The sequence below is a fragment of the Rathayibacter sp. AY1E2 genome, from assembly GCF_002932325.1.
In the GTDB taxonomy this organism is placed as follows: domain Bacteria; phylum Actinomycetota; class Actinomycetes; order Actinomycetales; family Microbacteriaceae; genus Rathayibacter.
The window spans coordinates 1-19,776 of the sequence record NZ_PSVO01000026.1; the positions used below are offsets into that span (position 1 = coordinate 1).

A 19,776-nucleotide genomic window follows, 5' to 3' on the forward strand; every position below is an offset into this window, starting at 1 on the left:
CATCTCGGCCGACGGCGAGGCCGGCACCCTGATCGTGACGCTCGTGAACTCCACCGATGAGGCGCTGAGCGTCGAGGTGCAGTACGAGGGCTCCGCGGTGGGAGCGTCGACGCCGGGCTCGGCGGTGGGAGTGGGGAGCGCGGTCCGGGCGGGGTCGGCCGTCGGGGTGACGGTCGGCGTCGCGGAGGGCGCGGGAGTCAGCGTCGAGTAGGCCTCGAGGGCGTTCGTCAGGACGGGGACGAGGAGCTCCTTGCCCTGCTCGGAGCCGTACTGGAAGTAGACGGGGAGCAGGCCGCCGGGGATCGTGTCGATGTCGTCCATCTGGACGGCCTCGGTGCTGTCGGGGCGGACCTCGGTACGGCCGGGGACGGCGTCGACGGTGTCGCTGGTGCGGCCCGCGGAGCCCTCGTACTGCACCTCGACGCTCAGCGCCTCATCGGTGGAGTTCACGAGCGTCACGATCAGGGTGCCGGCCTCGCCGTCGTCCGAGATGATCATCGCGTTGCGGATGGCGAGATCGCCGATCGTCGCGCCGACTCCGTCGCTCGGGTCGTAGATCTTGCGCGTCGCCTGCGGGGCGACGAGGTTGCAGCCGGCGGTAGCGAGGGCGACGCCGACCGCGAGAACGACGGATGCAGCGATACGCGCCTTCACAGGAACCTCCAGATCGTCGGCCCCGCTCGCCCCGGACAGGGCGACTTCACTGTGCACGAGCCGACACCAGGCTAGCGTAGCGAGCACCGCGGCTCCGCCCGTCCGGACTCCCGTCCCGCTCGGCGCGCATGGTAATCTATCCGCCGCTGAAAGGACGTCGCATGCAGTTCGAGGTCGGAGAGACGGTCGTCTACCCCCATCACGGAGCCGCCACGATCGCCGAGGTGAAGACCCGGACGATCAAGGGCCAGGAGAAGACGTACCTGAAGCTCCGCGTCGCGCAGGGCGACCTCGTCATCGAGGTGCCCGCCGACAACGTCGACCTGGTCGGCGTCCGCGACGTCATCGGCCGCGAGGGCGTCGAGCGCGTGTTCGAGGTCCTGCGCGCCGAGGTCGTCGAGGAGCCGACCAACTGGTCGCGCCGCTACAAGGCCAACCTCGAGAAGCTCGGGTCCGGAGACGTCGTCAAGGTCTCCGAGGTCGTCCGCGACCTCACCCGCCGCGACCGCGACCGCGGCCTCTCGGCGGGGGAGAAGAGCATGCTCGCCAAGGCCCGCCAGATCCTCGTCTCCGAGCTCGCCCTGGCCGAGAAGACCGACGAGGACGCCGCCTCCGTGCTCCTCGACGAGGTCCTCGCATCCTGAACGGTCCGGCCGGCGCGCCGACCGCGGCCGTCGTCGTCGTCGCCGCCGGCAGCGGCACGAGGCTCGGCCGCGAGCGCCCCAAGGCCTACGTCGACTGCGCGGGGAGGACGATCCTCGAGCGCAGCCTGCGCACGGTGCTGCTGCTCGCGGAGCCGGTCCAGATCGTCGTCGTGGCTCCCGCCGCCCTCCTCGAGGAGACGGCCGCTCTGACGCACGCCGCCGGCGCCCCGGACGGCTCCGTCAGCGTCGTCGCCGGAGGCGCCAGCCGCCAGGAGTCGGTCGCTCGGGGGCTCCGGGCGCTCGGTCCGGCCGTCGAGACGGTGCTCGTGCACGACGCCGCCCGCGCCCTCACGCCCGTCGACCAGTTCGAGCGGGTGATCGCGGCGGTCCGGGAGACGCGCGGTGGAGTGATCCCGGGTCTGCCGGTCACCGACACGATCAAGCGCATCCGCGCCGACGGCGGGATCCTCGGCACGGTGGACCGCTCCGAGCTCGCCGCGGTGCAGACGCCGCAGGGCTTCCCGCGCGCGCTCCTCGACGAGGCCTACGCCTCGGCGGAGGGGGACTTCACCGACGACGCGGCGCTCCTCGCCTCGCGCGGCGGCCCCTCGATCGTCGTCGTCGGCGATCCGCTCGCCTTCAAGATCACCACCCCCTGGGACCTGGCCCGCGCCGAGCAGGTGCTCGCACCGCCGCCCGTCGTCGTCGTGCCGCGCGTCGGCATCGGCACGGACGTGCACGCCTTCGACGACGCGTCGCCGCTCTGGCTCGCCGGGCTGCACTGGCCGGGGGAGCGGGGCCTGTCCGGGCACAGCGACGGCGATCCGGTCGCCCACGCGATCTGCGACGCGCTCCTGGCGGCGGCGGGTCTCGGCGACATCGGCTCCCGCTTCGGCACGGCTGACCCGCGCTTCGCGGACGCCCACGGCGAGGTCTTCCTCCGCGCGACCCGCGAGCTGGTGGAGGCCGCCGGCTTCGCCATCGGCAACGTCTCGGTGCAGCTCATCGGCAACCGCCCGAAGTTCTCGCCGCGGCGCGAAGAGGCGCAGAGGCTGCTCTCGGAGCTGCTCGGCGCACCGGTCAGCGTCGCCGCCACCACCTCGGACGCGCTGGGCTTCACCGGCCGGGGCGAAGGGGTCGCCGCGACCGCGACGGCACTCGTCCTCCCCACCCCCGCTGTCGCCCGGTAGTCCCCGGGCGGAGCCGCCGACCCGGCCGGGAGCGGTCCGCCCGGTAAACTCGCCCGCGTGACTCTGCGACTGCATGACTCGAAGGCCCAGGCCCTCGTCGATTTCGTCCCCCTCCGCGAGAACGAGGTCGGGATGTACGTCTGCGGACCCACCGTGCAGTCCTCGCCCCACATCGGGCACCTGCGCTCCGCCCTCGCCTACGACCAGCTGCGCCGCTGGCTGGCGTACCGCGGCTTCCAGGTCACCCTGGTGCGCAACGTCACCGACATCGACGACAAGATCCTCGCCATCGCCGAGGACGCGCGGCGTCGGGCGCCCGAGGGCGCGCCGGTCGAGCAGTGGTGGGCCCTCGCCTACCGCGTCGAGCTCGAGTTCACCGCCGCGTACACGGCCCTCGGCATCCTCCCGCCGACCTACGAGCCGCGCGCGACCGCAAGCATCGCCGAGATGATCACGCTCATCCAGACCCTGATCGAGCGCGGTCACGCCTACCCGGCGCCCGACGACTCCGGCGACGTCTACTTCGACACGCGGTCCTGGCCGGACTACGGCTCACTCACCCACCAGCGCCTCGAGAGCATGGAGGCGGCGACCGACGCCGACCCGCGCGGCAAGCGCGACCCGCACGACTTCGCTCTCTGGAAGGGCGCCAAGCCGGAGGAGCCCGAGTCGGCCGCCTGGGCCTCGCCGTGGGGCGCCGGCCGCCCCGGCTGGCACATCGAGTGCTCCGCGATGTCGACGAAGTACCTCGGCACCCAGTTCGACATCCACGGCGGCGGGCTCGACCTGCGCTTCCCCCACCACGAGAACGAGCTCGCCCAGTCCAGCGCCGCTGGCCACGCCTTCGCCAGCTACTGGCTGCACAACGGCCTCGTGTCCGTCACCGGCCAGAAGATGAGCAAGTCGCTCGGCAACTCGGTGTTCGCCTCCGAGCTGCTCGAAGCGGCCCGCCCGCTCGTCGTCCGCTACTACCTCGGCTCGGCCCACTACCGCTCCACCCTCGAGTTCCACGACGGAGCCCTCGAGGAGGCCGAAGCGGCGCTGGAGCGGATCGAGGGCTTCCTCGAGCGCTCCCGCCGCCGGCTCGACGGCACGCGGTTCGCCGCGCTCGGCGAGCCGGTGGTCCCGGAGGAGTTCGCCGAGGCGATGGACGACGACCTGTCCGTCCCGCAGGCCATCGGCGTCCTGCACGAGACCGTGCGCGCCGGCAACGCCGCCCTCGACGCCGAGGACCTCGGCTCCGTCTCGGCCCTGCGCACCCAGGTGCTCGCGATGGCGGCCGTGCTCGGCATCGACCCGGAGGCGCCCGAGTGGGCGCGCTCCGACGACGAACCCTCGTACCGCGCGCTCAGCGTGCTGGTCGACCGCCTGGTCGCCGAACGCCAGACCGCGCGCGAGCAGCGCGACTGGGCGAGCGCCGACCGCATCCGAACCGATCTCGCCGCGGCGGGAATCACGATCGAAGACACCCAGACGGGTGCGCATTGGAGTCTCGATGGCGAATAAGCCCGGCCGCCCCGGAGCGGTCCGAAAGAAGAGCAAGGGCAAGGCCGTCGGTTCCGGCGGTCAGGGCCGTCAGGCCCTCGAGGGCAAGAAGCCCACGCCCAAGGCCGAGGACCGGCCCTACCACCCCGCAGGCAAGGCGAAGCTCGCGCGCGAGCGCTTCGTCGCCGCAGGCGGCAAGGGCCGCCCCGGCGGAGCCCTCTCCGCGGCCGCCCGCGGACAGGGGCGCCCCGCTCCGTCGCGCAAGCCCAAGAGCGGCGACGACTTCGAGATGGTGACGGGCCGGAACTCGGTCCTCGAGGCGCTGCGCGCCAGCATCCCGGCCACCACCCTCTACCTCGCGACCCGCATCGAGATGGACGACCGGGTCAAGGAGGCGCTCAAGATCGCCACCGCCCGCGGCCTTCCCGTGCTCGAGGTCATGCGCCCGGAGCTCGACCGCCTCGCCGGCCCCGACTCCGTGCACCAGGGCCTCGTGCTGAAGGTACCGCCCTACGAGTACGCCCACCCGAGCGACCTGCTCGAGCGCAGCGTCTCCCGCGGAGCGGTCCCCCTCCTCGTCGCCCTCGACGGCATCACCGACCCGCGCAACCTCGGAGCGATCATCCGCTCCGTCGCCGCGTTCGGCGGCCAGGGCGTCATCGTCCCGCAGCGCCGCTCCGTGGGCCTCAACTCCGCCGCCTGGAAGACCTCCGCCGGAGCCGCCGCGCGCATCCCCGTCGCGATGGCGTCCAACCTCACCGCCATGATCAAGGACTTCAAGCGCGCCGGCGTCTTCGTCATCGGACTCGACGGCGACGGCGACGTGATGCTGCCCGGCCTCGAACTCGCCGACCGGCCGCTCCTCGTCGTCGTCGGCAGCGAGGGCAAGGGCCTCTCCCGCCTCGTCACCGAGCAGTGCGACGCCGTCGTCTCCATCCCGATCAGCTCCGCCACCGAATCCCTCAACGCCGGGATCGCGGCGTCGGTCGCGCTCTACGAGATCTCCAAACTCCGCTCCGCCTCCGAGTAGCGCGGGCGCCGGCACGGCGATCTGCGGCGTTGTCGTCGGGCGCGATACCGCCGGTATCGCTTCCTCCTCCGCCTTGCAGCTCACAGCGCGAGCGCCGGCACGGCGATCTGCGGCGTTGTCGTCGGGCGCGATACCGCCGGTATCGCTTCCTCCTCCGCCTTCCAGCTCACAGCGCGAGCGCCGGCACGGCGATCTGCGGCGTTGTCGTCGGGCGCGATACCGCCGGTATCGCTTCCTCCTCCGCCTTGCAGCTCACCGCGCCGGCACCCGCGCTCCAGGTCTGGATGTCAGGGGCGCCGCCTTCGGCGAGCGGGCAGGGGCGCCGCCTGCGGCGAGCGGATCGAAGCGCCGCTTGCGGCGAGCGAGCCGGGGGAATGCGAGGAGGGCCCGTGCTGATGGCACGGGCCCTCATGCGGTGGTGGGGGATCAGACGTTCTTCGTCCAGTCGACGTCGGCGTCCTCGTCGGTGAGCTCGGCGTCGCCGGACTCGTCGAGGACGAGGTTCGGGAGGGTCAGCGCCTCGGTGGGAGGAGCGATGACCGTCGCCTCGTCGCGGCGGTGACGCAGGATGTCGTTCACGTAGGCGGTGACCGCCTCCGCCAGGGGGACGTCGCGCGCCTGCTGCTGCGACATGAACCATCGGTGCTCGAGCAGCTGGTGGAACATCTCGGCCGGCTCCAGGCGGCCCTTGAGATCACGGGGGATCGAGCGGATGACCGGCTCGAACACCTGCGCCAGCCACTCGTGCGCCACCATCTCCTCGTCCAGGCCCTGCTTGTCGTAGGTCGCCGTGTACGAGTCGAGGTCGTTGAGCAGGCGCCGCGCCTGGTTCTCCTGCGCGTCCAGCCCGGTGAGACGGAGCAGTCGCCGCTGGTGGTGGCCGGCGTCGACCACCTTCGGCTGGATGCGCACCGTCGACCCGGCCTCGTCGGTCTTGATCGCGAGCTCCTCGATGTCGAAGCCCAGCTCGTTCAGCCGGTTCACGCGGTCGTTGATCCTCCAGCGCTCCGAGGTCGCAAACGACTCGGCACCGGTCAGCTCCTTCCAGAGGCTGCGGTACGCCGCGACGATGCCGTCGGAGACCGTGATCGGATCGAGGTCGTCGTCGACGCGTCCGCCGGCCTCGAGGTCGAGCAGCTCGCCGGCGATGTTGACGCGGGCGATCTCCAGATCGTTCTCGCGCTGGCCGTTCGAGAGGCCGCCCGAGTAGAGCTGCCCGGTCTCCGCATCGACCAGGTAGGCGGCGAAGGCGCCGGCATCGCGCCGGAAGAGAGTGTTCGAGAGCGAGACGTCGCCCCAGAAGAAGCCGATCACGTGCAGGCGGACCAGGAGGAGCGCCAGCGCGTCGACCAGGCGGGTCGCCGTGTCCGGCCGCAGCGTCTGCGAGAAGAGCGCCCGGTAGGGGAGCGAGAACTTGAGGTGACGGGTGACCAGCACGGCGGGCAAAGCCTCGCCCTCGTCGTCGGTGCGGTTCGTGATCACGGCGCCCGGCACCACGCACGGCACGTCGAGGCGCTGCAGCGTCTTCAGCATCTCGTACTCGCGCCGCGACATCTCGGCGGTCGTCTCCTTGACGGCGACGACGTGACCGGAGAGGTGGGCGAAGCGGACCGTGTGCCGCGAGATGCCCTTCGGCAGGGCGGCGATGTACTCGTCGGGCCAGTCGTCGAGCCGCAGGTTCCACGGCAGGTCGAGCAGGGCCGGGTCGACGGTGGCCGAGGTGATGTTCAGGGAGCCGGACATGGTGCGCCGTTCGTGTCGCGTGTCGGACGGTGGGGGAGCCGCAGACGACGCTGCCGCCGCCCTGGAGGGGACGGCGGCAGCGTGCGGTGCAGGAGGAGGCTCAGGAGAGGCGCTCGCCCGACTCCGCGTCGAAGATGTGCACGCGGTGGTTCGCGGTCACGTACACGCGGTCGCCCGCGGTCGGGTGCACGCGGCCGTCGACGCGCGCGACGATGTCGGTGCGGCGGCCCTCGACCTCGGTGTGGCCGTAGAGGTAGCCGTCCGAGCCGAGCTCCTCGATGAGGTCGACCTCGATCGGCAGTCCGCCGGGCTGGGTCGAGACGGTGACGTCCTCGGGTCGCACGCCGAGCGTGACGACCTTCTGGCTCGTCTTCGCGAGCGCCTCGCGGGCGATCGGGAGGACGGTGTCGCCGAACTTGACGCCGCCGTCGGTGACGTCCGCGTGGAACAGGTTCATCGCGGGCGAGCCGATGAAGCCGGCCACGAAGACGTTGTTCGGGTTCTCGTACAGGTCGCGGGGCGAGCCGACCTGCTGGAGGAGGCCGTCCTTGAGGACCGCGATGCGGTCGCCCATGGTGAGCGCCTCGGTCTGGTCGTGGGTGACGTAGACCGTGGTGATGCCCAGGCGGCGCTGCAGCGTGCCGATCTGGGTGCGGGTGGACACGCGGAGCTTGGCGTCGAGGTTCGACAGCGGCTCGTCCATGAGGAACACCTGGGGCTTGCGGACGATGGCGCGGCCCATCGCGACGCGCTGGCGCTGGCCACCGGAGAGCGCCTTCGGCTTGCGGTTCAGGTAGGGCTCGAGGTCGAGCATCTTCGCGGCCTCGAGGACCCGCGCGGCGCGCTCGTCCTTGTTGACGCCGGCGATCTTGAGCGCGAAGCCCATGTTCTCGGCGACCGACATGTGCGGGTACAGCGCGTAGTTCTGGAAGACCATCGCGATGTCGCGGTCCTTCGGCGGAACGTCCGTGACGTTGCGGTCGCCGATGAGGATGCGGCCCTCGTTGACCTCTTCGAGGCCGGCGAGCATTCGCAGGGAGGTGGACTTGCCGCAGCCGGAGGGGCCGACGAGGACGAGGAACTCGCCGTCGCCCACCTCGAGGTTGAGCTTGTCGACGGAGGCGCGAGTGGCCCCGGGGTAGACGCGGGACGCGTGGTCGAAAGTTACGGACGCCATTGTTCTTGCTCCTTCACCGGCAGGTACGTGCCGGACGATCCGAGTGAATGGAAGTGATGGTCATCATCGCGTGGGCGACTCCGACCAACCGTCACAGTATGCCACGGGGCCGACAGTCGTCGGTCGGGCACCGCGTATCCGTCGTTTGGAGGTTTCCCAGGGCTCGCGCGTAGGATTCCGGCGAGTCGCGCCCGGCGACCCCCTTCTTCCCCTCTCTCATTCGGAGCGTTCTTGTCATGACCACCGGCGGAGCCAACGACCGTCTCTCGAAGAACCAGCGACGAGAGGCCGCCCGAGAGAAGGCGCGCCGCCTGCGCGAGCAGCAGAAGCGCCGCGACCGCGTGAGCCGCTTCGCCCTGCAGGGCGGGCTCGCCGCCGTCGTGATCGCGGTCGTCGTGATCGTGGTCTTCGCCGTCACCTCGAGCATCCGCCCCGCGGGCCCGGGCCCGGCGAACATGGCGAGCGACGGTGTCGTCATCGGCGAGAACATGGTCGCGCAGACGAGCGGTGCCGTCGCCGCCGACGGGACGCCCACCCCCAGCGCGCTCGACACCTCGGCCGGCACGGTCGACATCCGGGTCTACCTCGACTACCTCTGCCCCTACTGCGGCCAGTTCGAGAAGACCAACGGCGACCAGATCAAGGAGTGGGTGACCAGCGGTGCCGCGACGGTCGAGATCCACCCGATCGCCATCCTCACGACCCGCTCCAACGGAACCAAGTACTCGGAGCGCTCGGCCAACGCCGCCGCGTGCGTCGCGGACCGCTCGCCCGACTCGTTCTTCGACTTCAACTCCCTGCTGTTCGCCAACCAGCCGGCGGAGGGGACCGACGGACTCTCGGACGACCAGTTGAAGGACTACGCCTCGCAGGCCGGCGTCGAGGACACGGCGGCCGTGAACACCTGCATCGACGACCAGAGCTTCGTGAGCTGGGTCCGCGCCGCGACCGAGCGCGCCACCTCGGGTCCGCTGCCCGGCACGGACGTGCCCGCGGTCACGGGCACCCCGACCGTCCTGGTCAACGGCGAGGCGTACTCGGGCTCGCTGACCGACCCGGACGCCTTCAGCTCCTTCGTGCTCTCGGCCGCCGCCGAATCCTACTCGTCGGCGACTCCCGCGCCCACCTCCTCCGGGACCCCGGCGCCGAGCGACACGCCCGCCTCGACCGAGACCCCCGCGTCGACCGAGACCCCGGCTCCCGGCGACGCCCCGGTCTCCACCGAGGCGCCGGCCTCCTCCGAGCCGACTCCGGCCGCCGCGGGCTGAGCCGCGGACGCGCAGGAGCCCCGCGCATGAAGAAGGCCCCGACCGCACGCAGCGGTCGGGGCCTTCTCCTCTCCTGAGCCGACGACGGGACTTGAACCCGTAACCGCCCGATTACAAGTCGGGTGCGCTACCAATTGCGCCACGTCGGCAGGTGCGCTCGCGCGCCCGGCCACCCTATCGCGGGCCCGGATCCGGCCGGATCCGGGCCCGCCGCGTCTCACGGCTCGAGGATGCTGAGGTGCCGCTCGGCGGGAGCGGGACGCTTGGGGCCGCCGATCTTCCCGTCGGGACGGCCGACGTAGAGCCAGCCGAGCAGCTCCTCGCCCTTCTCGAGGCGATGCGCCTTCCGCACGGCCTTGTCGCGCGTGTAGGAGCCGGTGCGCCAGAAGACGCCCCAGCCCGCCTCGTCGAGCAGCAGGCTCAGGAGGTGGGCGACGCCCGAGGCGACGGCCTCCTGCTCCCAGGCCGGCACCTTCGACTTCTTGACGCTGACCACGACGGCCAGCAGCAGGGAGGCGCGGTGCGTCTTCTCGATGTACTTCCGCGGGTCCTTCTTCGCCCCCGAGGCGACCGCGAAGCTGCGGCCGACCCGGTCGCGGGCGGCGCCGCGGATCTCGATGACCCGCCACGGGCGCAGCGAGCTGTGATCGGCGAGACGCGACGCCGCCGAGACGAACGCCGCGATCTCGTCGTGCCCAGGAGCCTCCGGCGTCACCTTCGAGCGCGATCGGCGCGCGAGGACGGCCTCGAGCACGGGGGAGGAGGACACGGTCACTCGCCCTCGGCCTGGAAGTTCAGGGCGATCGAGTTCATGCAGTAGCGGTCGCCGGTGGGCGTGCCGAAGCCGTCCGGGAAGACGTGTCCCAGGTGGGATCCGCAGTTCGCGCAGCGGACCTCGGTGCGGACCATGCCGAGGGTGCTGTCCTCGATCAGCTGGACCGCGTCCGGGTTCACGGACTCGTAGAAGCTCGGCCAGCCGCAGCCGGAGTCGAACTTGGTGCCGCTCTTGAAGAGCTCGGCGTTGCAGGCGGCACAGGTGTAGAGGCCGGAGCGGTGCTCGTCGAGCAGCTCGCCGGTCCACGGGCGCTCGGTGGCCGCTTCGCGCAGGACCGCGTACTGGTCGCGGTCGAGCTCCTCGCGCCACTCGGCGTCGGACTTGTTCACGGAATACGACGACATGGGTCTCCCTCGGAATCCTCGTCAGTGTACGGGGGCGGTCGCGCCCCTCCACCTGGTCCAACCCCCGGGACGACGGCTCCATTCCGCCTCCGCGGGCTCTGGAGGAGACTCCCCGCCGGCACGCCGCGACGCGGTCACGAGCCGTTCGGAGCGCCTCCCCGGCGGTGGCGTCGCGCCTGCCTACCCTGGGGGGATGAGCAGGACGACGGACCCGAGGCCGGGCACCGGTCTGTCCGAGCGCGAGCTGCGGGTGCTCGCCTTCGAGCGCGAGTGGACGGCCCGCTCCGGGGACAAGGACGACGCGATCCGCTCCCAGTTCGGACTGTCGGCCGCCCGCTACTATCAGGTGCTCAGCGCGGTGCTCGCCTCTCCGGCCGCCCTCGCGCACGACCCGATGCTCGTCACGCGGCTGCAGCGCATCCGCGACCAGCGCGCCGGCGCCCGCGCCTCGCGACGCCTCGGGCGCCTCGAGTAGACGAGCTGCTCGAGTCCACCAACGGAAGGCCGGCCGTACCCCCGATGTCGAACACGCACCCGAGAGACCGCTTCGACGAGGTCCCGGCGACGGAGGCGCGCGTCGGCGCCCACCGCCGACCGCCGGCCCCTCACGCCCGCGCCGTCGCGCTCGCCTGGGCCGCGCTCGCCACCGGAGTCATCGTCCTGCTCGGCTTCATCGGGCTGCTGGTCATCGACGACCGGGTGCAGTTCACAGACGTGTTCACTCCGCCCACCGCGACCGCGGAGGCGACTCCGACCGCTGCCGCGACGCTCGATCCCGAGCTCGCCGTCGCCGTCCTCAACGGCACCGCCACCGTCGGACTCGCCGCCAGTGCCGGCGACGCGCTGACGACGGCCGGCTGGAGCGTCCCGACCGTCGCGAACGCGAACACCGAGGACATCGCCGCCACGACCGTCTACTTCAGCGACCCGGCGCTCGAGGGAGCGGCCCTCGGTCTCGTCGACTCGCTCGGGACGGGGACCGTCCTGCTCTCGCAGGACTTCGTCGAGACGGGCTCCGTCGTCGTGGTCCTGGGGGCCGATTACGCCTCCGAGCAGGGCTGATCGGGGCCCTCTGTTACGGGCACGTTTCCTCCGTGTTGAATCCCGGGCAACTCTTCCCCGCGAGGCCCTCTCCCGCCCCTTCCGGGCCCGATCGTCGGATTAGTATTCCTGACCAGGCACCAGCACATCGCTCGTGCCGCGGGCATCACAGCACTGGGGAGTACAGAGATGGCGAACGGAACCGTCAAGTGGTTCAACGCTGAGAAGGGCTACGGCTTCATCACGGTCGACGGCGGCGGACAGGACGTCTTCGTCCACTACTCCGCGATCGACATGTCGGGGTACAAGGTCCTCGAGGAGGGGCAGCAGGTCGCGTTCGAGGTCGGCACGGGGTCGAAGGGCCCCCAGGCCGAATCGGTCCGCCCGGCCTGACCGCCGGGCCTCCCGGGAGCCGTCGTCCGCCTCGTGCGGGCGGCGGCTCCTTCGTGTCGGAGCGCGTGCCGGTCGCTTGCACTCGTCCACCGCGAGTGCCAGAATCGACCTTGGCACTCGCTCCGGTCGAGTGCCAGCACAGACATTTCACGACGTCCGGGAGGGACGAGAAACACACATGGCCAAGATCATTGCTTTTGACGAAGAAGCCCGCCGCGGCCTCGAGCGTGGACTCAACACTCTGGCCGACGCGGTCAAGGTGACCCTCGGCCCGCGCGGCCGCAACGTCGTCCTCGAGAAGAAGTGGGGCGCTCCCACCATCACGAACGACGGCGTCTCCATCGCCAAGGAGATCGAGCTCGACGAGCCGTACGAGAAGATCGGCGCCGAGCTCGTCAAGGAGGTCGCTAAGAAGACCGACGACGTCGCCGGCGACGGAACCACCACCGCGACCGTCCTCGCTCAGGCGCTCGTCCGTGAGGGCCTGCGCAACGTCGCGGCCGGCGCCGACCCGATCAGCCTCAAGAAGGGCATCGAGAAGGCCGTCAAGGCCGTCACCGCCGAGCTCATCGCCGGCGCGAAGGCGATCGAGACCAAGGAGGAGATCGCGGCGACCGCCTCCATCTCCGCCGCGGACCCCGAGATCGGCGCGATCATCGCCGAGGCGATCGACAAGGTCGGCAAGGAGGGCGTCGTCACCGTCGAGGAGTCGAACACCTTCGGCACCGAGCTCGAGCTCACCGAGGGCATGCGCTTCGACAAGGGCTACCTGTCGCAGTACTTCGTGACCGACCCCGACCGCCAGGAGGCGGTGTTCGAGGACCCCTACATCCTCATCGTCAACTCCAAGGTCTCGAACATCAAGGACCTGCTCCCGGTCGTCGACAAGGTGATCCAGGCGGGCAAGCAGCTGCTGATCATCGCCGAGGACGTCGACGGCGAGGCGCTGGCGACCCTGGTCGTCAACAAGATCCGCGGCATCTTCAAGTCGGTCGCCGTCAAGGCCCCGGGCTTCGGCGACCGTCGCAAGGCGCAGCTCCAGGACATCGCGATCCTCACCGGCGGTCAGGTCATCTCCGAGGAGGTCGGCCTCAAGCTCGAGAACGTCACCCTCGACCTGCTCGGCTCGGCCCGCAAGGTCGTCATCACCAAGGACGAGACCACGATCGTCGAGGGTGCCGGCGACGCCGAGGCCATCGCCGGCCGCGTCGCGCAGATCCGCGGCGAGATCGAGAACACCGACAGCGACTACGACCGCGAGAAGCTCCAGGAGCGCCTCGCGAAGCTCGCCGGCGGCGTCGCGGTCATCAAGGCCGGAGCGGCGACCGAGGTCGAGCTCAAGGAGCGCAAGCACCGCATCGAGGACGCCGTCCGCAACGCGAAGGCCGCCGTCGAGGAGGGCATCGTCGCCGGTGGTGGCGTCGCCCTCATCCAGGCCGGCAAGCTCGCCTTCGAGAAGCTCGAGCTCGTCGGAGACGAGGCGACCGGCGCGAACATCGTCAAGGTCGCCATCGACGCTCCGCTCAAGCAGATCGCCCTCAACGCGGGCATGGAGCCCGGCGTCGTCGCTGCGAAGGTCCGCGAGCTGCCCACCGGACACGGCCTCAACGCCGCGACCGGCGAGTACGTCGACCTCATCGCCGCGGGCATCATCGACCCGGTCAAGGTCACGCGCTCCGCTCTGCAGAACGCGGCGTCGATCGCCGGTCTCTTCCTCACCACGGAGGCCGTCGTCGCCGACAAGCCCGAGAAGAACCCGGTCGCCGCGGGCGGCGACCCCACCGGAGGCATGGACTTCTAGTCCGTCCCCCCACCACGCAGAAGGCGGTTCCCCTCCGGGGGAGCCGCCTTCTGCGTTTCCGGAGGCATCTGAGCGAGCAGCAGGCGACCGAACCGGCAGGTGGTTCTGAATCCGCTCCGCGACCACAACGGCGGTCCTCCTGCGGTGGCACCGCCCTCCGCGCCGCCTCGGTCTCCTCAGCGGACACCGGCACCGGAAGCGCGTGGAAGGCGCCGGTGCGGGTCGCGACGTCCGGGGTCAGGGCGGAGATGTCGTCGGCCGAACGGATGCGGACGCGACTCCGCAGGATCCGGCGACGCGGCACCCGTCGAGCGTCGGGTCTCATCTCCAGCGGTCCGGGCGGGCTCGCCGCCCGCTGGTTTCCAAGAGGAGAGAGTGAGCCGCGCGCGGCCGTGCACTCCGGGTGCGCGAGGTCACGGTCGCCCCGGGCGGATCGATCCGTGACGCTCGCGGACGTCGACGGGAGACCTCGGACCGAAGGGGCCCCCTAGGTAAGACGGACCGCGGTGCGGATCAGACCGAGGCGGGGGAGGTCTCGCCGTTCTGGCCGACCGTGAGCAACGGCAGCGCGACGCGGAAGGTCGCGCCTCCGCCCGGCGTCTCGACGACGTCCACGCGGCCCTTGTGCGCGGCGACGATCGAGGAGACGATCGCCAACCCGAGGCCGCTGCCGCCGGTCTCGCGGGTCCGCGAGGTGTCCGCGCGCCAGAAGCGCTGGAAGATCTTCTCGCGGATCTGCGGCGGGATGCCCTCGCCGTGATCGATGACCTCCAGCAGGGCGAGGCGGCGGGAGCGGTCGACGGCGACGCCGATCTCGATCGGAGTGTCCTCGGGCGTGTAGCGGACGGCGTTGCCGATCAGGTTCGTCAGGACCTGGCGGATCTTGTTCTCCTCCGCCATCACCATCGCCGGCACGCCCGGCTCCTCGGGAGCGGTGGCGGTGCCGGCGGCGATCTCCTCGGCGTTGACCCGGCGCGGACGCCGGCGGAATCGGGCGAGCCTCGCTCCTGCCGCGGCGATCGGGCCGGTGAGCCCGGGGTTCGTCAGCTCCATGGTCTGCGTGGCGGAGGCGCCGGCCTCGTCGGGCTCGAGCGCGGGCGTCTCCACGGGGGTGTCGTCGCGGGTCTCGACGCCGAAGTCGCGGTCGGGCCAGGAGGCCATCGCGTCCATCGCGGCGTCGCGGGCGAGCGGCATCAGATCGACGGGCGCGAGTGCGAGAGGCTTCGTCTCGTCGAGGCGGGCGAGCTCGAGGAGGTCCTCGACCAGGCCGCCCATCCGGATCGCCTCCTTCTCGATGCGCTCCATCGCCTGGCCGACGGCCTCGGGCGTCTGCAGAGCGCCCATCCGATACAGCTCGGCGTAGCCGCGGACGGAGACCAGCGGCGTGCGCAGCTCGTGGCTGGCGTCGCCGACGAAGCGGCGCATCTGGTCGATCGTGCGGGCGCGGTCGCGGAAGGCGGAGTCGATCCGCCCGAGCATCGCGTTCAGGGAGCGGTTGAGGCGCCCGACCTCGGTGTTGGGCGTCGTGCCGTCCAGACGCTGGCTGAAGTCGCCGTCCGCGATGGCGGCAGCGGTCTGCTCGACCTCGCGCAGCGGGGCGAAGGTGGTGGTGACCAGCAGGCGGGTGAGGAGTGCGCCGATCACGACGATCGCGACTCCGAAGCCGAGGAAGATCGTGAGGTACGTCGTCATGATGACGTCAACGCTGCGGGTCGACACCGCGAGCAGGAGCGTCTGGTACTCGGTGCCCCTCGTGAACACCGTCGACATGACGTGGTACTCGACCTTGCCGTTCGAGCTCCAGATCTCCATCGGCTTGTCGCCGCCCTGCAGCGCCTGCTCGAGGGTGAAGGTCTGCGGGAAGGCGGGGTCGGCCGCGCCGGACGCGTTCGTGTTGTCGAGCGTGCCGTACTGGTCGTAGACGGCGCCGAAATCGGCCTTGGACTCGTCGATCGCGGCGAGGTCGTTGACGGAGAGGTCGCTCGCCGTCCGCTGGACCTGGTCGGCCAGCTGCGCGTCGAGCTGGGCGACGAGCTGCGGCTTCAGCATCGTCATCGTCCCGATCCCGGAGACGAGGAGTCCCAGCGTGAGCAGGAGGACCGTGACCGCGGTGATCTTGGTGCGCAACGAGATGGAGTTCCACCGCTCGGCCAGACCCTGGTGCATGGCGGTGGAACTCCCTCGGGATCGGCGGGCGCCGCGCCTCCGGCGGGAGGTGGCGCCGAGGTGGCGGAGGCTAGGCCTTCGCGACCTTCAGCATGTATCCGAATCCTCGCTTGGTCTGGATGAGCGATTCCTCCGAATGCGTGTCGAGCTTACGTCGCAGGTACGAGATGTAGGACTCGACGATGCCCGCATCGCCGTTGAAGTCGTACTCCCAGACGTGGTCGAGGATCTGCGCCTTGCTGAGCACCCGGTTCGGGTTGAGCATCAGGTAGCGGAGCAGCTTGAACTCGGTGGGGCTGAGCTCCACCGGCTCGTCGCCGACGAGGACCTCGTGCGTGTCCTGGTCCATGGTCAGCTCGCCGGCCCGGATGACCGCGTCCTCCTCGGCGTGCATGGTGCGGCGGAGGATCGCCTTGATGCGCGCGACGATCTCGTCGAGGCTGAACGGCTTCGTGACGTAGTCGTCACCGCCGACGGTGAGGCCCGTGATCTTGTCCTCGGTGTCGTCCTTCGCCGTGAGGAAGAGGATGGGGGAGGTGTACCCGGCCGAGCGGAGGCGCTTGGTCACGCCGAACCCGTTCATGTCGGGGAGCATCACGTCGAGGATGATCAGGTCCGGCTCCTCCTCGAGGACCGCCGAGATGGCCTGGGCCCCGTTGCCGACCGCACGCACGGCGAAGCCGGCGAAGCGGAGGCTCGTGGTGAGCAGGTCTCTGATGTTGGGCTCGTCGTCGACGATGAGAATGCGGGGTCCGTCCATGCAGGACAGTATCTGGCCGTCGGCTGTACGGAGTCTGGGAGTCGGTTGTCCGGGCGCTCGGTGCCGGCTCGGCGGCGGGGAACGCCTGACGAAGGGCGGTGCGGCAGGAGGAGACCGCGTCCGATCAGGACTGCGCGCGGCGGCGCCGGACCCCCACGATGAGCATCGCGATCATCATGAGGAACGCGATGGGCAGGCCCACCAGCGGCACGGCGAAGACGAACTGCCAGAACGGGCCGGCGTACTCGCGGATCCCGAGCGCGGGGGCGACCAGGATCGCGAGGAACGCGAGGACCGTCACGACGATGATCGCGATGAACATGTAGGCGAGCGTGCGCTCCGCGCGTCCGACGCCCGCCGGCTCCTGTGGCTTCACCCGTCAAGGATAGGGCGGCCCCGGTCGACTAAACTGATGGCTGCTTCATTTCCAGGAGGGGTCTGCATGCCTACCGGCAAGGTCAAGTTCTACGACGAGGAGAAGGGCTTCGGCTTCATCAGCACTGATGACGGCCAGGAGGTCTTCCTGCACGCTTCCGCGCTGCCCTCCGGGACCGCGGTCAAGGCCGGCACCCGCCTCGAGTTCGGCATCGCCGACGGCAAGCGCGGGGCGCAGGCGCTCTCGGCGCGCGTCCTCGACGCTCCGCCGAGCCTGGTGAAGCTCAACCGGAAGTCCGCGGACGACATGTCCGTGATCGTGGAGGACACGGTCAAGCTGCTCGACGGGATCGGCGCCGGGCTCAAGCGCGGCCGCTACCCCGACAAGGCGCACGGGCGCACGATCGCGGCGCTCCTGCGCCGGGTTGCGGACGAGCTGGATGCCTGACGCCGACGGCACGACCGACGAGCAGGGCCCGGTCGAGGAGACCGTCGCCGCTCCGACCCCGGAGGACGCTCGCGTGGAGCAGTCCTCGGGAGAGGGCGTCTCCGGCGCCGAGCCCGACGCGACTCCCGCCGATTCTGACTCCTCCGCTGAGGACGCGCGCGGAGCCGACGAGGAGACCGACGCTGACCAGGCGGCTCCTGTCGACGAGGCTCCCTCCGGCGAGGGTGAGAGCGACGCGGCCCTCCCGGTGACCGAGGCTTCTGGCGAGGACTCCGCCTCTGCGGAGGAGACTCTTCCGGCCGACGACGTCGCCGCGGAGGCGGGAGTCTCCGGCTCGGGCACGGCTTCTGCTGCCGTGCCGGCTCCTGCTGAGGACGCGGCCACTGCTGACGACGCGGTTCCTGCTGACGATGCGGGAACATCTGAGGACTCGGCTCCTGCTCAGGACATGGCTCCTGCTGACGTCTTGACTCCTGCTGAGGATGCGGCTCCTGCTGAGGATGCGGCTCCTGCTGAGGATGCGGCTCCTGCTGAGGACGGGGCTCCTGCTGAGGATGCGACTTCTGCTGAGGATTCCGCCCCCGTCGCCGACGACCGTTCCGAGGCCGACGACGACGCTTCCCCGGGGGAGGCGGACGAGGCCGCCGCGGACGAGGCTCCCGAGCCCGTCTACGAGGCGGACGCCGTGCTCGCGGGGTCTCTCGATGTCGCGCGCGCCGCGCTCGCCGAGATCGCCCCCGAGGGGACGATCGGCGAGCTGGTCACGACTCTGGCGCAGGGCGAGCACGTCGTGTCGCTGCAGTTCGCGAACCTCATGCGCGGGTACCCGGGTTGGCTGTGGACGGCGACGCTGTCCCGGATCGACGAGACCGAGGACGTGAACGTCCTGGAGGTCGAGCTGCTGCCGGGCGAGGGCGCGGTCCTCGCTCCGGACTGGGTGCCGTGGTCCGTGCGTCTCGCCGACTACCAGACCGCGCAGGACGCGCTCGGCGAGGAGGTCGAGGACGCGGACGACGACGAGCTCGAGGACGCCGAGGAAGACGACCTCGACGACGAGTCGGACGACGACTCCGACGAGGACGAGGACGCGGGCGACGACGACGACTCGGATGACGACGACGACTCGGATGACGACGACGACTCGGATGACGACGACGACTCGGAGGACGATTCCGACGACGACGACTCGGACGACGAGGACTCGGACGAGGACGACTCCGACGACCCGGATGACGACTCCGACGACGAGGACTCCGACGACGTCGAGCCCGAGCCCGCTCCCGCCCCGACGACCCGTCGCCGTCGACGTCGCCGCTGATCCGGTCCGGCGCCGCCTGATGAGCATCGACTCCGACACCCGCATCGCTCATCCCGACGGCGCCGTGCGCTCCTCCGGGCGCGTGCAGCACGTGGGCCCGCTGGAGGACGGCCGCTGGGCGGTCGTCCTCGATGCGACCGCCGCTCACCCCGTCGACCCGACCTGGCCCGACCAGGGGCCCGACCGCGGCGCGCTGGTCGTGGCGGGGGAGCGGCATCCCCTCATCGACTGCCGCATCGGGGCGTGGCAGGGCGGCGAGCTGCACGTCGGCGAGCGGCTCCCGGCGCGGCTCGGCACTCCGGAGTGGAGCTTCGTCGTCGTCCACATCGTCGACGACGCCTCCTCACTCCACGTGGACGACGAGGTCGACGTCGAGGTCGACGCGGAGCGCCGGCACGAGCTCTCCCGTGGGCACACCGCCTGCCACCTCGCCTCCCTCGCCCTGAACGCCGCTCTGGCCTCGTTCTGGTCGAAGCCGGCGCGCACCGACGCTCTCGGGAACCCGGACTTCGACCAGGCGGCGATCCAGACCTCGCGGATCCGCGAGTCCGGCTCCACCGACGTCTACCGCCTCGGCAAGTCCCTCCGACGCAGCGGGATGGACACCGCCCGCCTGCTGGCGGAGATCCTCGAGGTGCAGGAGCGGGTGAACGCCCTCCTCGCCGAGTGGATCGCCTCGGACGCGGAGGTGCGCATCGAGCGCGACGACGACCTCCTCAGCACGCGGCGGACCTGGCGCTGCACCCTCCCCGCGGGGGACGCCGCGATCGCTTGCGGCGGCACCCACGTCGAGCGCCTCGGCGAGTTCACCGTCCTGCGCGTCCGTCTCGAGCCCGAGGCCGACGGCACCGGACTCCGGATGGAGACCGACGCGGTCTAGCGGCGGTTGCGGCTGTAGAACAGCCCGATCGTGCCGAGGACCAGTCCGATCACGACGGTCGACAGAACGACCGGCTCGATGACGGCTCCGACGGCCGTCGCCACGAGCACGGCCACGAGCGCGACCGCCCAGACGGCGCACCCGACCAGCAGAGCCGTCGCGTCGTCGCTCGCGTAGGGCGGCGGCGCGGGCCGCCGCTCCTCCTCGCGCAGCCACAGCCGCAT

The 19,776-nt window shown here is 71.0% G+C and carries 21 protein-coding genes and 1 tRNA gene; 12 read left to right on the plus strand and 10 right to left on the minus strand.

Annotation, left to right across the window (positions count from 1 at the left end; all coding sequences use genetic code 11):
* Nucleotides 1-654, minus strand: a 654-nt coding sequence (locus C5C49_RS14695) for a hypothetical protein (RefSeq protein WP_104346438.1), incomplete at its 3' end; no start/stop codon positions are given.
* Nucleotides 655-815: 161 nt separating this feature from the next.
* On the opposite strand from C5C49_RS14695, the gene C5C49_RS14700 reads away from it, so the two are divergent.
* From C5C49_RS14700 to rlmB, 4 genes are read left to right on the plus strand one after another with little or no spacing between them, the layout of a single operon-like run.
* Nucleotides 816-1,298 (plus strand): CarD family transcriptional regulator, encoded by a 483-nt coding sequence (locus C5C49_RS14700; RefSeq protein WP_104224589.1) that lies wholly within the window; start codon nt 816-818, stop codon nt 1,296-1,298.
* A complete protein-coding gene (gene ispD, locus C5C49_RS14705; protein WP_104346448.1) occupies nt 1,292-2,488 on the plus strand; it encodes a 2-C-methyl-D-erythritol 4-phosphate cytidylyltransferase in 1,197 nt (398 codons plus the stop codon). The genes C5C49_RS14700 and ispD overlap by 7 nt, the downstream gene beginning before the upstream one ends.
* Nucleotides 2,489-2,545: 57 nt before the next feature.
* A complete protein-coding gene (cysS, locus tag C5C49_RS14710) occupies nt 2,546-3,994 on the plus strand; it encodes a cysteine--tRNA ligase (RefSeq protein WP_104315193.1) in 1,449 nt (482 codons plus the stop codon).
* On the plus strand, nt 3,984-5,003 hold the full coding sequence (gene rlmB, locus C5C49_RS14715) for a 23S rRNA (guanosine(2251)-2'-O)-methyltransferase RlmB (RefSeq protein WP_104224591.1): 1,020 nt from the start codon (nt 3,984-3,986) through the stop codon (nt 5,001-5,003). The genes cysS and rlmB overlap by 11 nt, the downstream gene beginning before the upstream one ends.
* A 426-nt stretch (nt 5,004-5,429) precedes the next feature.
* On the opposite strand, the gene C5C49_RS14720 is transcribed toward rlmB, so the two are convergent.
* Complete coding sequence (locus C5C49_RS14720) at nt 5,430-6,746, minus strand: DUF4032 domain-containing protein (RefSeq protein WP_104226481.1); 1,317 nt, start codon at nt 6,744-6,746, stop codon at nt 5,430-5,432.
* Between the two features lie 100 nt (nt 6,747-6,846).
* Entirely contained in the window at nt 6,847-7,923 is a 1,077-nt protein-coding gene (locus tag C5C49_RS14725) for an ABC transporter ATP-binding protein (protein ID WP_104224593.1), read from the minus strand.
* Between the two features lie 236 nt (nt 7,924-8,159).
* Here C5C49_RS14725 and C5C49_RS14730 point away from each other — a divergent pair, with 236 nt between their 5' ends.
* Nucleotides 8,160-9,191 carry a thioredoxin domain-containing protein gene (locus C5C49_RS14730; protein ID WP_104346439.1) on the plus strand — a complete coding sequence of 344 codons (1,032 nt, stop codon included), beginning with the start codon at nt 8,160-8,162 and terminating at the stop codon, nt 9,189-9,191.
* 76 nt (nt 9,192-9,267) lie between these two features.
* Here C5C49_RS14730 and C5C49_RS14735 read toward each other — a convergent pair.
* From C5C49_RS14735 to msrB, 3 genes are all read right to left on the minus strand, one after another.
* A tRNA-Thr gene (locus tag C5C49_RS14735) sits at nt 9,268-9,340 on the minus strand.
* 68 nt (nt 9,341-9,408) lie between these two features.
* Nucleotides 9,409-9,966, minus strand: coding sequence for a nitroreductase family protein (locus tag C5C49_RS14740; protein ID WP_104226480.1), 558 nt, complete (start codon nt 9,964-9,966; stop codon nt 9,409-9,411).
* Nucleotides 9,963-10,370: a peptide-methionine (R)-S-oxide reductase MsrB gene (msrB, locus tag C5C49_RS14745; protein WP_104255437.1), complete on the minus strand. Its 408-nt coding sequence runs from the start codon at nt 10,368-10,370 to the stop codon at nt 9,963-9,965. Before msrB ends, C5C49_RS14740 begins: the two co-directional genes overlap by 4 nt.
* A gap of 193 nt (nt 10,371-10,563) precedes the next feature.
* Between msrB and C5C49_RS14750 the strand changes: the two genes are divergently transcribed.
* The 4 genes from C5C49_RS14750 to groL all read left to right on the plus strand — a co-directional run bounded on the left by C5C49_RS14750 (nt 10,564) and on the right by groL (nt 13,605).
* Nucleotides 10,564-10,845, plus strand: coding sequence for a DUF3263 domain-containing protein (locus tag C5C49_RS14750; RefSeq protein WP_104224597.1), 282 nt, complete (start codon nt 10,564-10,566; stop codon nt 10,843-10,845).
* 44 nt (nt 10,846-10,889) lie between these two features.
* Entirely contained in the window at nt 10,890-11,432 is a 543-nt protein-coding gene (locus tag C5C49_RS14755; RefSeq protein WP_104328764.1) for a LytR C-terminal domain-containing protein, read from the plus strand.
* A 168-nt stretch (nt 11,433-11,600) separates the two neighbouring features.
* Complete coding sequence (locus C5C49_RS14760; protein WP_104224599.1) at nt 11,601-11,804, plus strand: cold-shock protein; 204 nt, start codon at nt 11,601-11,603, stop codon at nt 11,802-11,804.
* A 178-nt stretch (nt 11,805-11,982) separates the two neighbouring features.
* Nucleotides 11,983-13,605 (plus strand): chaperonin GroEL, encoded by a 1,623-nt coding sequence (gene groL, locus C5C49_RS14765; RefSeq protein ID WP_104224600.1) that lies wholly within the window; start codon nt 11,983-11,985, stop codon nt 13,603-13,605.
* A gap of 513 nt (nt 13,606-14,118) precedes the next feature.
* Here groL and C5C49_RS14770 read toward each other — a convergent pair.
* The 3 genes from C5C49_RS14770 to C5C49_RS14780 all read right to left on the minus strand — a co-directional run bounded on the left by C5C49_RS14770 (nt 14,119) and on the right by C5C49_RS14780 (nt 16,907).
* Nucleotides 14,119-15,771, minus strand: coding sequence for a HAMP domain-containing sensor histidine kinase (locus C5C49_RS14770; protein WP_104224601.1), 1,653 nt, complete (start codon nt 15,769-15,771; stop codon nt 14,119-14,121).
* 70 nt (nt 15,772-15,841) lie between these two features.
* On the minus strand, nt 15,842-16,531 hold the full coding sequence (locus tag C5C49_RS14775) for a response regulator transcription factor (protein ID WP_055787731.1): 690 nt from the start codon (nt 16,529-16,531) through the stop codon (nt 15,842-15,844).
* 124 nt (nt 16,532-16,655) lie between these two features.
* Nucleotides 16,656-16,907, minus strand: a complete 252-nt coding sequence (locus tag C5C49_RS14780) for a hypothetical protein (RefSeq protein WP_244229474.1) — start codon at nt 16,905-16,907, stop codon at nt 16,656-16,658.
* 66 nt (nt 16,908-16,973) lie between these two features.
* Between C5C49_RS14780 and C5C49_RS14785 the strand changes: the two genes are divergently transcribed.
* The 3 genes from C5C49_RS14785 to C5C49_RS14795 are packed head-to-tail and all read left to right on the plus strand — an operon-like array spanning nt 16,974 to nt 19,552.
* Complete coding sequence (locus C5C49_RS14785; RefSeq protein ID WP_104224602.1) at nt 16,974-17,354, plus strand: cold-shock protein; 381 nt, start codon at nt 16,974-16,976, stop codon at nt 17,352-17,354.
* Nucleotides 17,347-18,672, plus strand: coding sequence for a DUF3027 domain-containing protein (locus C5C49_RS14790; protein ID WP_258068478.1), 1,326 nt, complete (start codon nt 17,347-17,349; stop codon nt 18,670-18,672). Before C5C49_RS14785 ends, C5C49_RS14790 begins: the two co-directional genes overlap by 8 nt.
* Nucleotides 18,673-18,691: 19 nt before the next feature.
* Complete coding sequence (locus C5C49_RS14795) at nt 18,692-19,552, plus strand: metal-dependent hydrolase (protein ID WP_104346450.1); 861 nt, start codon at nt 18,692-18,694, stop codon at nt 19,550-19,552.
* Here the strand turns inward: C5C49_RS14795 and C5C49_RS14800 are convergent.
* Nucleotides 19,549-19,776, minus strand: a complete 228-nt coding sequence (locus C5C49_RS14800; RefSeq protein ID WP_104263056.1) for a DUF2530 domain-containing protein — start codon at nt 19,774-19,776, stop codon at nt 19,549-19,551. The two genes, C5C49_RS14795 and C5C49_RS14800, sit on opposite strands and share 4 nt — an antisense overlap.

Bases quoted from the DNA above. Each gene is read 5' to 3' on its own strand.
- msrB (WP_104255437.1), bottom strand. From the start codon at position 10,370: ATGTCGTCGTATTCCGTGAACAAGTCCGACGCCGAGTGGCGCGAGGAG.
- C5C49_RS14725 (WP_104224593.1), bottom strand. From the start codon at position 7,923: ATGGCGTCCGTAACTTTCGACCACGCGTCCCGCGTCTACCCCGGGGCC.
- C5C49_RS14795 (WP_104346450.1), top strand. From the start codon at position 18,692: ATGAGCATCGACTCCGACACCCGCATCGCTCATCCCGACGGCGCCGTG.
- rlmB (WP_104224591.1), top strand. From the start codon at position 3,984: ATGGCGAATAAGCCCGGCCGCCCCGGAGCGGTCCGAAAGAAGAGCAAG.
- C5C49_RS14720 (WP_104226481.1), bottom strand. From the start codon at position 6,746: ATGTCCGGCTCCCTGAACATCACCTCGGCCACCGTCGACCCGGCCCTG.
- C5C49_RS14785 (WP_104224602.1), top strand. From the start codon at position 16,974: ATGCCTACCGGCAAGGTCAAGTTCTACGACGAGGAGAAGGGCTTCGGC.
- C5C49_RS14760 (WP_104224599.1), top strand. From the start codon at position 11,601: ATGGCGAACGGAACCGTCAAGTGGTTCAACGCTGAGAAGGGCTACGGC.
- C5C49_RS14775 (WP_055787731.1), bottom strand. From the start codon at position 16,531: ATGGACGGACCCCGCATTCTCATCGTCGACGACGAGCCCAACATCAGA.
- C5C49_RS14730 (WP_104346439.1), top strand. From the start codon at position 8,160: ATGACCACCGGCGGAGCCAACGACCGTCTCTCGAAGAACCAGCGACGA.
- C5C49_RS14750 (WP_104224597.1), top strand. From the start codon at position 10,564: ATGAGCAGGACGACGGACCCGAGGCCGGGCACCGGTCTGTCCGAGCGC.
- C5C49_RS14790 (WP_258068478.1), top strand. From the start codon at position 17,347: ATGCCTGACGCCGACGGCACGACCGACGAGCAGGGCCCGGTCGAGGAG.
- C5C49_RS14700 (WP_104224589.1), top strand. From the start codon at position 816: ATGCAGTTCGAGGTCGGAGAGACGGTCGTCTACCCCCATCACGGAGCC.
- C5C49_RS14800 (WP_104263056.1), bottom strand. From the start codon at position 19,776: ATGCGGCTGTGGCTGCGCGAGGAGGAGCGGCGGCCCGCGCCGCCGCCC.
- C5C49_RS14755 (WP_104328764.1), top strand. From the start codon at position 10,890: ATGTCGAACACGCACCCGAGAGACCGCTTCGACGAGGTCCCGGCGACG.
- C5C49_RS14770 (WP_104224601.1), bottom strand. From the start codon at position 15,771: ATGCACCAGGGTCTGGCCGAGCGGTGGAACTCCATCTCGTTGCGCACC.
- groL (WP_104224600.1), top strand. From the start codon at position 11,983: ATGGCCAAGATCATTGCTTTTGACGAAGAAGCCCGCCGCGGCCTCGAG.